The 13,335-nt window shown below is 34.3% G+C and carries 10 protein-coding genes; 9 read left to right on the forward strand and 1 reads right to left on the reverse strand.

Annotation, left to right across the window (positions count from 1 at the left end):
* Window positions 1–73: 73 nt before the first annotated feature.
* On the forward strand, window positions 74–511 hold the full coding sequence (locus BKP45_RS12060) for a hypothetical protein (protein WP_071389920.1): 438 nt from the start codon (window positions 74–76) through the stop codon (window positions 509–511).
* A gap of 35 nt (window positions 512–546) precedes the next feature.
* On the opposite strand, the gene rnhC is transcribed toward BKP45_RS12060, so the two are convergent.
* Window positions 547–1,479 (reverse strand): ribonuclease HIII, encoded by a 933-nt coding sequence (rnhC, locus tag BKP45_RS12065; protein WP_084787874.1) that lies wholly within the window; start codon window positions 1,477–1,479, stop codon window positions 547–549.
* A 471-nt stretch (window positions 1,480–1,950) separates the two neighbouring features.
* On the opposite strand from rnhC, the gene zapA reads away from it, so the two are divergent.
* The 8 genes from zapA to trxA all read left to right on the forward strand — a co-directional run bounded on the left by zapA (window position 1,951) and on the right by trxA (window position 13,329).
* Window positions 1,951–2,211, forward strand: a complete 261-nt coding sequence (zapA, locus tag BKP45_RS12070; RefSeq protein WP_071389921.1) for a cell division protein ZapA — start codon at window positions 1,951–1,953, stop codon at window positions 2,209–2,211.
* Window positions 2,212–2,214: 3 nt separating this feature from the next.
* Window positions 2,215–2,754 carry a CvpA family protein gene (locus tag BKP45_RS12075; protein ID WP_071389922.1) on the forward strand — a complete coding sequence of 180 codons (540 nt, stop codon included), beginning with the start codon at window positions 2,215–2,217 and terminating at the stop codon, window positions 2,752–2,754.
* A gap of 509 nt (window positions 2,755–3,263) precedes the next feature.
* Entirely contained in the window at window positions 3,264–4,979 is a 1,716-nt protein-coding gene (gene polX, locus BKP45_RS12080) for a DNA polymerase/3'-5' exonuclease PolX (RefSeq protein ID WP_071389923.1), read from the forward strand.
* A gap of 12 nt (window positions 4,980–4,991) precedes the next feature.
* Window positions 4,992–7,352 carry an endonuclease MutS2 gene (locus BKP45_RS12085; RefSeq protein ID WP_084787876.1) on the forward strand — a complete coding sequence of 787 codons (2,361 nt, stop codon included), beginning with the start codon at window positions 4,992–4,994 and terminating at the stop codon, window positions 7,350–7,352.
* Between the two features lie 15 nt (window positions 7,353–7,367).
* Window positions 7,368–7,778 (forward strand): DUF350 domain-containing protein, encoded by a 411-nt coding sequence (locus BKP45_RS12090; RefSeq protein WP_071389924.1) that lies wholly within the window; start codon window positions 7,368–7,370, stop codon window positions 7,776–7,778.
* Window positions 7,779–8,343: 565 nt separating this feature from the next.
* A complete protein-coding gene (gene nirB / locus BKP45_RS12095; RefSeq protein WP_139193819.1) occupies window positions 8,344–10,704 on the forward strand; it encodes a nitrite reductase large subunit NirB in 2,361 nt (786 codons plus the stop codon).
* Window positions 10,705–10,718: 14 nt separating this feature from the next.
* Complete coding sequence (nasC, locus tag BKP45_RS12100) at window positions 10,719–12,863, forward strand: assimilatory nitrate reductase catalytic subunit NasC (RefSeq protein WP_071389925.1); 2,145 nt, start codon at window positions 10,719–10,721, stop codon at window positions 12,861–12,863.
* A 151-nt stretch (window positions 12,864–13,014) separates the two neighbouring features.
* Entirely contained in the window at window positions 13,015–13,329 is a 315-nt protein-coding gene (trxA, locus tag BKP45_RS12105) for a thioredoxin (RefSeq protein WP_071389926.1), read from the forward strand.
* The last annotated feature ends 6 nt before the right edge of the window (window positions 13,330–13,335 follow it).

The following is a 13,335-nucleotide window of genomic DNA, read 5'->3' on the forward strand; positions in this document are numbered from 1 at the left end:
ATTTAAGAAAAAGTTTTTTATGCCGATAGTAATAAGTATATTGAAAAATTAATAATATAAGGGTGGAGAGTCTGTGTACGAGATTTCAAATATTATCACTTTGAAAAAAATGGATTATTGTGTATGGAATGTAGTTTTTCAGATGGATGGGGAGCCACTTAATTATTCAACTGATTTTTTATATTTAATAAAAGAAAAAAAATGGGTATGTAATTCATTAATTACACATGAACTTACTAGTTTGATGCAAGGAAATCAATGTATTTATTGTGGAGAAGATAAAATCGCTTGTTTTATTGCAAGTAGAGATTATCAATTAATTAAACAGAATCTTGTTAACAATACTGATCTTCAAAAGGAAGTAGAAAAGGAGATAAACCTTTCAGTAGAACAAATCTCAACAGAAATTATCGTGATCAATGATAAAGCAAAATGGGAAAAGATAGCAGAAGACAATCGGTTTTACGGAAATATTCTTCGTATAAAAAAGAAAAACGAGAATGTTGATTGACTGTAGTAATCTACTCTCAATCAACATACCCATTATTAAAGTAGCTTTTTTGCCTTTTCTGTATTTGCGAAATGTAACTTGCAGAATTTATTTAAAGCCTGTACACCTTTTTTCTTTATCAGAATAGCCGCGGCTTTGTCTACATGAGGACCAGCTCCTTTTGGTATTTCAAACCCTGCAGCCTCACTTAACTTATCCATTTCTTTTACAAAAGCATAACGGGCAATAATTGATGATGCTGCAACAGATAAGTGAAGTGATTCTGCTTTTGTATGAAAAAACATATTTTCGTCTTGTACTTTTTCTTTCTGACCAGCAATGTAACGATAATAAATATTCCGTTCAACAAATTGATCAATTAAAATTCCATCATAGGGTGTATCGGCTAACTTCTTTTTTAAATGTAGCAGCGCTTGATTATGTAATATAGCCTTCATTTTCCCTTGATTCATACCTTTCGTTTGGAGTGAATTATATTTTTCATTAGGAAGAACTAGTAGGCTGTAAGGAATTTCCTTAATTAGTTGTTTGGCTATTTTGCATATTTCAGGATCTTTCATTCCTTTCGAATCTTTTACTCCGAGTTCTGTAAGTTGTTGGAATTTCTCTTTAGAAACAAAGGATGCCACTACTGTTATCGGTCCAAAATAATCTCCTGTGCCTACTTCATCAGAGCCAATTAAAGATAGTTGAGATAAACGTTTTTTCTCATCCCCATTATTAATCGTCTTATTTTTTTTGTTTTGTTGAACTGCGCCCTTTGCAAATTCCATCCAAATCATAGCTTCTACCTCAGGACGTGCTCCTTGGAATAAAACCTTCCCCGATTTGTAAGCAGTAACGGTACAATTCGTAGGTTTTGCTGAGAAGACTGCCCCGGGTGGTAGTTTAGATTGTAAACTGTCATTATAAAATTGTTTCATTTTTTCAATAGTACTAGCTTCTACTAACAAAACTTGTTGGCCCAAAGTGAAAACTCCTTTATTCAATGTGAAATTTAAAGAATTTCATCATTCATTATTCTTGCTACTAAGAATACTATACCTAGTACGCTAAAATTGTTCGTGAGTATATATTAACATTGATTGTACCATTGTTTCCCATTCCTTCTCAATTATCAAACGACATATTTTCAATCGAGTCGGTTCGTGATATGATAGACTGTAGGATTTTTGGATTGAAAGATGTATCATAGCGCTTACTTATTTCGTAACATATAAGAAGAAAGTATATACAAATTTAAAGTTGGAGAGATGTCTAGTTTCAGCGCCTACCAGCACGGATGCTTCAGTTAGTATACTGCTTGTAGTTACTTTATTGCTGTTTGTGATAGGTAATATCAGAAGTACAAGGGAGTCCAAAAGTGGTTTTCCTCAAAGCACTTTTGTATCCGTTGCTTTTAAATAAGGGGCTTGAGCTTTTCGAATAGGAGGGTCGTTGTGAGAGAAGAAAATGAAAAACGACGAACTACGGTAACGATAAATGGACAAAAATATGTGATCTCCGGTAGGACGGATGTAGGGCATATTATTGAGGTTGCGAATTTAGTTGATAAAAAAATGAAAGAAATGAGAAATGCAAATCCGTATCTTGATAAAATGCAGCTTGCTGTATTAGCAGCAGTAAATATTAGTGATGAATATTTACGTCTAAAAAAACAAGTAGAGAAAGAAAGACTAAAGAAAGATGGGGAAAAATAAAAAATGTTTAGTTTACTATTATTTATTTTATTAATTACTAGTTTTTTTGTTGGATTTAGGAGAGGTTTCATTCTTCAACTCATTCACTTAACTGGCTTTATTATTGCTTTTATTGTAGCTTATCTTTACCATGGAGAACTAGCGACTCACATTAGGCTTTGGATTCCATACCCACAATTTCCGACTGATAATCCAGCTTTTATGTTAATAGAGGCATTTAATTTTGAACACGTATATTACACTGGAATTGCTTTTGCAATCTTATTTTTTTCAACAAAAATTTTATTGCAAATAATCGGCTCTATGTTTGACTTTTTAGCACATCTACCTATTTTAAGTACTATTAACGGATGGCTTGGTGGTATTCTATGTTTTTTAGAAACATTACTTATTTTAGTAGTTTTACTCCATATCGCAGCCTTATTACCTATTGAATTTGTTCAAGATATCCTTAAAGAATCCACGTTTGCAAAGTTAATTTTAGAATATACACCAATTTTATCTAACGAGTTGAAGGAAATGTGGATTGAAAATATATTTTAATGTATAGAAAATAAACTTCTCTATCAATACGAGAGGTTTATTTTCAATTTATCCCCCTCTTAAGGGGCAAGTAAGACCCCCACCTCAAAACTTAAGAAAATCGAGAAGTTTAGGTGGGGGATAAACTGCCCCTAAAGGTCCGATATAGAATAACTTTCATCAGTGATAGCTGATGATTAGTTATTCTTATGCCTGTGGTATAAGTTGAACTAACAATCAGTGGGGGATGAAGGAAAACCCCCACTGATTGAAGTTCAGCTTTATGATGAATATTGAACACTATAAAGCCTTTTTTGAGATATAACTTTTCATTTTATCTCACTTTCTATTGGGCAGTAGTGTCCAAAAATGAAAACAGAAGTGATCGATAAGTTTAGGTGGCTACTTGATTATATAGAAGTGTTGATAACAAAACTGAGTGAGTTCAATAATATTTGCTCATATTAGTAAAAAGAAGGTATGATCATTTTGTGAGATATATACTCTCAAAATAAAGAGAGGGGTTTATTATGAACAAAAAACAAGTCATAACTACACTAGAAACTATTGCTTTATATATGGAAATAAAAGGTGAAAACAGTTTTAAAGTTTCAGCTTTCAGAAAAGCTGCACAGGCGTTAGAAGTAGATGAAAGAACACTAGAACAGATAGATGAACCAGCAAAACTTAAAGGTATTGGTAAAGGGACAGCTACAGTTATAGAAGAACTAAAAAATGAAGGGAAGTCTAGTCTGTTAGAAGAATTAATGAATGAACTACCAGGCGGGCTAATTCCATTATTAAAGCTACCAGGGCTTGGTGGTAAAAAGATTGGAAAGTTATATCAAGAATTAAATGTTGTAGATGTTAAAACTCTTAAACAAGTTTGTTTAGATGAAAAAGTACAAGCCCTTGCTGGTTTTGGTAAAAAGACAGAAGAAAAATTATTAGCTGCTATTGAAGACTTTGGAAAGCAACCAGAACGTCTCCCTATTTACGAGGTTTTACCAATTGCGAAAAGAATTGAAGAAAACTTGGTAAATATGTCTGGTATTATTCGCTTTTCGCGGGCAGGAAGTTTGCGAAGAGTAAGGGAAACTGTAAAGGACTTAGATTATATTATAGCAACAGATGATCCAAAAGAGATACGTGACCAGCTTTTAAAGTTTCAAAACGTAGGTGAAATAATTGCTGCTGGGGACACGAAGGTATCGTTACACTTAAATATGAATGATCTTCGTTTATCAGTAGATTTTCGACTTGTTACAGAGAATGAGTTTGCTACTGCACTACATCATTTTACAGGATCAAAGGATCATAACGTTCAAATGAGGCAGCTTGCAAAAGAACGCGGCGAGAAAATTAGTGAATATGGAGTAGAAAATATTGAAACTGGAAAAATAAGTACATTTCGCTCCGAAGAAGAATTTTTCGAACACTTTGGACTTCAGTACATTCCCCCTGAAGTGCGAGAAGGCGATGGCGAGATTGATGTATGGCAAATCGAAAATCCATTAATTTCGTTGGATGATATACGTGGAGATATGCACATGCACTCAACCTGGAGCGATGGAGCAAATTCTATTTTAGAAATGGCCGAAGCATGTAGAGAAAAAGGATATTCTTACATTGCAATTACCGATCATTCAAAATTTTTAAAAGTAGCTAATGGCCTTACCGTAGAAAGACTTAAAGAACAACACAGAGAGATTGCTAAGCTTAATGAAAAGTGGGATGACTTCAAAATTTTTACTGGTATTGAAATGGATATATTACCTGATGGGACTCTCGATTATGATGATGAAGTGATAAAAGAAGTTGATTTTGTTATTGCATCGATACATTCATCATTTTCCCAAGATCGAGCTGTAATTATGGAGCGTTTAACAAACGCTTTAAGAAATCACCATGTAGATTTAATTGCTCACCCAACAGGTAGGCTGATTGGAAGAAGAGATGGTTATGATGTAGATGTAGATTTGCTGGTTGATATTTCGGTTGAAACAAATACAGCTTTAGAACTGAATGCAAACCCTCATCGTCTTGATTTAGCTAGTCATTGGCTAAAAAAAGCTCAAGAAAAAGGGGCGAAGATTATGATTAATACAGACGCACATAATTTGGATATGTTAAATGATATGAAAATTGGCGTATCAAGTGCGAGAAAGGGTTGGATAAAAAAAGAAACTGTAATCAATAGTTGGGATCTTCCTGAACTAAAGAATTATTTAAATAGAAATGATTAAGGAGTTGGGACAGTGTTACAACGTGTATGTCGTCTTCTAGAGTACGATAAAATGAAGAAACAATTGATTGAACATGTAAGCTCTTCGCTAGGTAGAAAAAAAGTAGAAGAACTAGTACCGATGATAAACATTGAAGAAATACAACATGCGCAAAACGCAACACATGAAGGAACGAAAGTACTCCGTTTAAAGGGGCAGGCACCATTAGGGGGAATACGTGATATAAACGCTAGTGTAAAACGTGCTCAAATAGGTGGTATGTTAAATGAAATGGAGCTTTTAGATGTTTCAAGTACCATCTACGGTGGAAGAAGATTTAAAAAGTTTATAGAAGATATGCTTGAAGACGAAGTAGAGCTACCAATACTAGCAGAATTAGTGGCGACGATTACACCACTTACTGATGTAGAACGTGAAATTAAAATGTGTATTGATGACCATGGACATATGCTTGATTCTGCTAGTCCAACGTTACGTACGATTCGCTCGCAAATTAAAAGTCACGAAGCATCGATTCGTTCAAAACTAGAAAGTATAATCCGGTCATCTAGTAGTCAAAAGATGTTATCAGATTCAATCATTACAATCCGTAACGATCGTTACGTTATACCAGTAAAACAAGAATATCGTAGTAATTTTGGTGGATTAATTCACGATCAATCAGCTTCAGGAGCAACACTATTTATTGAGCCACAAGCAGTAGTATCTATTAATAATCAATTACGTGAAGTTCGGGTTAAGGAGAAGCAAGAAATAGAAAAGATCTTATTGGAGCTTTCAGAGAAGGTTGCTCTCGTTAGTGATGAACTATTACAAAATGTAATAACGCTAACTGAAATAGATTTTATTTTTGCTAAGGCCTTATATTCAAAAGTGCTAAAAGCTTCCCAACCAAAATTAAATGACATTGGATATATGAACATGAAAAAAGCTCGCCATCCATTAATTGGACATGATGAAGTAGTACCGATTGATGTAGAACTTGGTAAAACATATAGCTCTATTGTCATTACTGGACCAAATACAGGCGGTAAAACAGTTACACTTAAAACAACAGGATTACTTACTTTAATGATGCAATCAGGTTTACACATTCCAGTTGATGAAGGATCTGAAATGGCTGTATTTAAATCTATATTTGCAGATATTGGTGATGAACAATCAATTGAACAAAATTTAAGTACGTTCTCCTCTCATATGACAAATATTATTGATATTTTAGACAAGGTAGATCACGAAAGTCTTGTCCTTTTTGATGAACTTGGTGCTGGAACTGATCCTACAGAGGGAGCGGCATTAGCTATTGCGATATTAGACGATGTTTACCAACGTGGAGCACGAATTGTAGCTACAACCCACTATAGTGAACTAAAAGCTTATGCTTACAATCGTCCAGGAGCGATAAACGCTAGTGTGGAGTTTGACGTAGAAACGTTAAGTCCTACTTATCGACTTTTAATTGGAGTTCCCGGTCGTAGTAACGCTTTTGCAATCTCAAAGCGTCTTGGCTTAAGTTCTGATATTATAGATAAAGCAAAGGCACAAATATCGACAGAAACAAATAAAGTAGAAAACATGATTTCCTCGCTAGAATCTAGTCAGAAAGCTGCTGAAAAAGAAATTGAAGAAGCGGCGAAAATTCGTGAAGAAGCTGAACACCTTAGAAAAGATCTTGTGGAAAAATTTGCCTCGTTTGAAAGAGAAAAAGAAAAAATTATCGAAGAAGCCGATAAGAAAGCTTATGAAACAGTTCAAACTGCAAAAGAGGAAGCTGAATTTATCATTGAGGAACTTCGAGAATTGCAAAAAGAAGCAAGGGTCGTAAAAGAACACCAATTAATTGATGCGAAAAAACGCTTAGAAGAAGCTGCTCCAAAATTAAAGGATAAAAAGAAAAAAACTGCAGCTACAAATACTATTGGTAAAGAACTACTCCCTGGAGATGAGGTAAAGGTACTTAGCTTTGGTCAGAAAGGTCACATTGTTGAAAAAGTGTCTGATAAAGAATTTCAAGTTCAAATTGGGATCATGAAGATGAAAGTAGCAATAACAGATCTTCAATTACTCGATCGCCCTAAACAAATAGAGAAAAAGCCGATGGCAACGGTACGGGGCACGACAAACCATCATGTGAAACCAGAACTAGATCTTAGAGGTGAACGGTTTGAAGATGCGATGCAACGTACTGAAAAATATTTAGATGATGCGTTATTGGCAGGATATAATTCGGTGTCAATTATTCACGGTAAAGGAACAGGTGCCCTAAGAAAAGGTGTACTTCAACTATTGAAAAACCATCCACACGTAAAAAGTTCTAAGATGGCTGCAATGAACGAAGGTGGACTTGGTAATACAATTGTTGAATTTAAATAATGGGAGGTGAGGAATGTGGACCGGTTATTTCAAATTGATTTCGTTTACACAGCTGCCACCTTTAGTGTTGTAGTTTTAGCTACTATTGTTTTCTTAACAATTTTTGAAACAGTAACCAAATATAATAATTGGGAAGAGATCAAAAACGGGAATGTGTCTGTTGCATTAGCGACAGGGGGGAAAATATTTGGGGTGGCAAACATTTTTCGGTTTTCAATTCAACATAACGATTCGCTTTTTACAATGTTAACCTGGGGATTTTTCGGATTTGGCTTACTTATATTTGGTTATTTTGTTTTTGAATTTTTAACGCCACGTTTTAAAGTCGACGAAGAAATACAGAAAGATAATCGCGCTGTCGGTTTACTTTCATTTATCATTTCGCTTGGTCTTTCCTTTGTTATAGGTGCAGGGATCATAAAATAGTTTATTAATTTAACAAGGAAACTAGTTATATATAATATAAATGAGTGAAATAAAGCGACATTAAACTATGTCTATTTTAAACGTAACAATTCAACTAGATATACTATCTAGTGGCTAAAAAATTGTATATTATGAAATTCTTAAACCGCAAAGAATTAGTCTTTGCGGTTTCTTTTTTTAAAAGGATTATTTTCCCCACTCTTAAGGGACAGTAGGCTCCCACCTCAAAACGTAAGAAAATCGAAAAATTTAGTTGGGGATGAAGGAACCCCCCATTGATTTAAGTTTTGCTTGATAAATTCTCAAGCTAGTAAACGAATTTACTCGTTTGATCCCGATTCGTGGAGGGGGTGTCTTATGCTGGTGCACTTTTCTTAATACAAATTTTATAGAAAGTCTATATTTTTCTTTATATTTAAAAATAGAAAATAACATTATGATACATCAATGTTTATTTTGTATGTGAGTAAATGTGACGTAATTTCTTTATTTTAACTCATTTTATGAAAGAATAAGTAAATAGTAGCAATTAGCTACAACATTATGATTTTGTTAGGAGATTATCTTGATGAGAAAAAAATTATTAGTTGTAGGTAACGGTATGGCTGGTGTTCGTAGTGTTGAGGAAATAATTAAAAATAATTCTGAGGCCTTTGATATTACCATTTTCGGAAAAGAATCACATGTTAACTATAATCGTATTTTGCTTTCGACAGTTCTTCAAGGCGATACATCCATTGAAGACATTATAATTAATGATCAAAATTGGTATGAAAAAAATAATATAGAATTATTTACAAATGAAACAGTTGTCAAAATAGATAAAGAGAAAAAAATGATTATAACCGATCAAAATCGTGTAGTAGGTTATGATAAATTGATTTTAGCGACCGGGTCAAGACCATTTATGCTTCCTATTCCTGGGGCTAAGAAGGAAGGGGTTATTCCTTTCCGTACGATTGAAGATTGCCAAAAAATGATTGAATATTCAAAACGATATAAAAAAGCAGTAGTGATTGGTGGGGGACTTTTAGGGTTAGAGGCGGCTAGAGGTTTACTAAACTTGGGGATGAGCGTTGATGTCGTACATTTAGCTCCTTTTTTAATGGAAAGACAATTAGATGAAACGGCATCTCATTTACTGCAAAAAGAATTAGAAAGTCAAGGTATGAATTTTTTACTAGAAAAAATGACCGAAGAAATTATTGGAGATCATCGTGTGCGAGGCTTACGGTTTAAGGACGGAACAGAAATAGAAGCAGAGTTAGTTGTGATGGCTGTGGGAGTAACACCAAACATTCAGTTAGCAAAAGAAAGTGGCATCGAAACAAATCGAGCCATTATTGTAAATGATTTTTTACAAACAAATATACCAGATATTTATGCTGTAGGAGAATGTGTAGAGCATAGAGGAATGGTATATGGATTAGTCAAACCATTGTATGAACAAGGAAAAGTACTAGCTAAATCGATATGTCATATTGAAACTGAAGGCTACAAGGGCTCTGTCCTTTCGACTCAATTAAAGATTTCTGGTGTTGATTTATTCTCTGTCGGTCAATTGAATGAAGATGATACTTCGAAAACTGTAAAAGTTTATGATGAACTTGAAGGTGTTTATAAGAAAATTATTTTCAAAGGTAATAAAATGATTGGTGCAGTTATGTTCGGGGATACGAGTGATGGCTCACGAATTTTAGATATGATAATAAAGCAAAAAGATGTAACTGATTTAGAGAATGTTCAAATGTTTCAACCACCAAATATGACAGAAACACAAGTCCAAGCTATGGATTCTAGCAGTATTATCTGTCAATGTAATAGTGTTTCTAAAGGGAAAATTATTGAAGCTTGTCAAAAAAATGATATAACAACTATTGGAGAAGTGAAAAAGTGTACAAAAGCATCTGGTTCGTGTGGAAGCTGTAAGCCATTAGTTCAAGATCTATTAAACTATATTCAAAGTCCTGAATTTGATGAAGTTATAGAAAAAATACCTTTTTGTGGGTGTACGGCGTTATCAGAAGATGAAGTTGTTCATCAAATTCAAGTTCAAAACCTAGTTTCTATTGAAGAAGTAGTGAAAGCACTTAATTGGAAAACCGAATCTGGCTGTTCAACCTGTCGTCCAGCTTTAAACTATTATTTAGCAATGATATATCCAACTTATGTAAAAAAACAAGAATCGCTTTTTTTTAACGAAAATATGAATGCTACATTACAAAATGATGGGACTTTTTCAGTCATACCACAAATGTATGGTGGTGTAACAGATGCTAAAGAATTACGTAAAATTGCAGACGTAGTTGAGAAGTATAGTATCCCGTCTGTTACACTGACAAGCGGGCAACGAATCAGTTTAAATGGTGTGAAAAAAGAATATTTACAAGGTATATGGTCTGATTTAGGCATGAGATTGTGCTCCAGAAATGAACATACGGTTCAACCTGTACGAACATGTATGGGTGAAAATGTGTGTAAATGTGATAAAGAAGAAGCCATTGATCTAGCAATTCGTATAGAACAAAGTATGGAATTTATTCAAACACCTCACCGTGTGAATATGAGTATTTCAGGATGTATCCACGATGGAGCTGAAGCAACGACGAAAGATGTAGGAATCGTACGTATTGATCGAGGTTGGGAAATTTATGTTGGTGGTAACAGTGGACGGAATGTTAAGGTTGGAAATTTATTATGCGTTACTGAAAATGACGAAGAAGTTATTAAGTTAATAAGCGCATTTATCCAATACTACCGTGAAACGGCAAATTATTTAGAGACTACTGGAGAATGGTTAGATCGTATTGGCCTAATCCATGTTCGTGAAGTGTTGTTTGATGAAGAACTTTGTAATGTATTACTAACCCGATTAGAAATGGAGACTTCTACACAAAGAAAGTCGCCAGCATTAAAAATGATTTAAAGGAATGAGTAACTATGACCGAGATGTTATTAAAGTACTTTCGAACCAACCAACAAAAATGGCAGGCCGAAAAAACATATGATACACAATGTCCTTATTGTAGTATGCAATGTAAGATGCAATTAATTGAACAATCTTCCTTTACAAATAAAAAATATAAAACAATCTCAAAAGATAATCCGACGTCACAAGGTCGTTTATGTATTAAAGGTTTAAATGCTCATCAGCATGCACTGCACAAAGAGCGCATTAAGTATCCTCTTTTAAAGAAAGATAGTGAATTTGTTCAAATTTCATGGGAAGAAGCTTTAGAACATATAAAAATAAATTTTACTCGTATTCAATCTGAATATGGTTTAAATGCACTATCTGTTTACGGCGGTGGCTCTTTAACTAATGAAGAAGCTTATTTACTCGGGAAGTTTGCACGTGTTTCATTAAAAACAAAATACATTGATTACAACGGGCGTTTTTGTATGGCAGCAGCAGCAACAGCGGCAAATCAAGCCTTTGGTATTGATCGAGGGTTAACTAATAGTTTGTCAGAGATCCCAAATTCAAGGTGTATTATTATAGTAGGGTCAAATCTTGCAGAATGTCAGCCGACAATGACTCCTTATTTTCATAAAGCAAAGGAAAACGGAGCTTATATTATTGTCATTGATCCACGCGAAACAGAAACGACGAAAATGGCGGACCTACATCTAAAGCTAAAACCAGGTACAGACGCTGCACTAGCAAATGGACTATTAAAAGTAATCATCGAAGAAAATTTTGTTGATGATCTTTTTGTTCAAGATCGAACGAATGGATTTCCAGAATTAGAAAAGCATCTAAATGCTGTTGACTTAAATGAGATTGAACAAATAACTGGCATCGAAATTGAGCATATTCAAAGAGCAGCTAGGAAATTTGGAGAAGAAGAATCAGGAATGATTTTTACTGCTCGAGGTGTAGAACAACAAACAGATGGGGTTATGGCTGTCAGAAATCTATTGAATATCCTTTTGGTAACAGGGAAGATTGGAAAACCTAGTTGTGGCTATGGTGCTATAACTGGGCAAGGGAATGGACAAGGCGGAAGAGAACATGGGCAAAAGGCTGATCAATTACCAGGGTATCGGTTGATTGACAATGAAGAGCACCGTAAATATATTTCGGAAATATGGGGAATTAATGAAAAGGACTTACCGAGAAAAGGTGTCTCTGCTTATGAAATGATGGAAGAGATTCATAGGGGGGAAATTAAGGGGATGTTTTTGATGGGTTCCAACCCAGTTGTTTCCAACCCAAATGCAAATTTCGTAAAAGAAGCTTTTCAAAAATTAAAGTTTTTGGTCGTTGTCGATATGTTCATTTCTGAAACTGCCAGACATGCTGATTTAATTTTACCTTCATCGTCTTATTTAGAAGATGAAGGAACATTAACGAATTTAGAAGGGCGTGTCACGTTACGAGAAGCATCGAGGGCATGTCCAGGAGAAGTTAAGCATGACTGGCAAATTATTTGTGAAATTAGTCATACTCTTGGAAAAGGAAAATACTTTTCTTTTACATCTGTAGAAGATATTTTTAATGAACTGAGAGTGGCAAGTCGTGGTGGAATAGCAGATTACTACGGTATTACGTACGACCGATTAAGAGAAGAGAATGGAATCCTATGGCCGTGTCCTTCGATAAATCATCAAGGTTCGAAAAGGTTATTTGAAACATCATTTGCTCATTCAGATGAAAAGGCTGTGCTTATTCCTGTTTCAAATTATTCAACTGTGTCAAAAGAAAATATTAGTGAAGAATATCCTCTGTATTTAACGACTGGAAGGGTATTGGCTCATTATTTAACAGGTGTACAAACGAGAAAAAGTTCGGCTTTAGCTGCAAGAAACTTTGAGTCTTTTATAGAAATTCACCCATCAACTGCAATGAAATACCGAATTCAAGATAACAGTTTGGTCCAAATTGAATCTAAAAAAGGGAAGATCATAGTAAGAAGCAAATGGTCTAAACACATTCGCCAAGACACAGTTTTTGTTCCTTTTCATTGGGCAGAAACCCAAAATGTTAACTGTTTGATATCTGACTCATTAGATCCAACCTGCAAAATACCAGGCTTTAAAATTAGTGCAGTTAAGATTTCGCCAATAGATATCATAAATTAATAAGGCTAAGTTTTTGAAGTTTGAGTGGTTGTAGGGATAATTTCTTCGTTTAAGGGAAATTTCTTATTGTAAGCAATTTAGTAGCATGCACTAAATAAATAATGATATAATACGCGTGAGTATAAAATGGTATTTAGGGAGGATTTTAACAATGGCTATTGTAAATGTTACTGACCAAACCTTTACTAGTGAAACAAGTGAAGGTGTAGTATTGGTTGATTTTTGGGCACCTTGGTGTGGTCCTTGTAAAATGATTGCTCCAGTTCTTGAAGAACTTGATGGAGAATTCAATGACAAAGTAAAGATTGCAAAAATTGATGTAGATGAAAATCAAGAAACTGCAAGTAAATTTGGTGTAATGAGTATCCCTACATTATTAGTATTAAAAAATGGTGAAGTTGTAGATCAAGTAGTCGGCTTTCAACCAAAAGAAGCATTAGCAGAATTATTAAATAAACATTTATAAGCTTTT

This window comes from Anaerobacillus alkalidiazotrophicus (genome assembly GCF_001866055.1).

Coding starts and splice junctions, on each gene's coding strand:
- BKP45_RS12075 (WP_071389922.1), top strand. CDS start 2,215: ATGTTTAGTTTACTATTATTTATTTTATTAATTACTAGTTTTTTTGTT.
- polX (WP_071389923.1), top strand. CDS start 3,264: ATGAACAAAAAACAAGTCATAACTACACTAGAAACTATTGCTTTATAT.
- nasC (WP_071389925.1), top strand. CDS start 10,719: ATGACCGAGATGTTATTAAAGTACTTTCGAACCAACCAACAAAAATGG.
- trxA (WP_071389926.1), top strand. CDS start 13,015: ATGGCTATTGTAAATGTTACTGACCAAACCTTTACTAGTGAAACAAGT.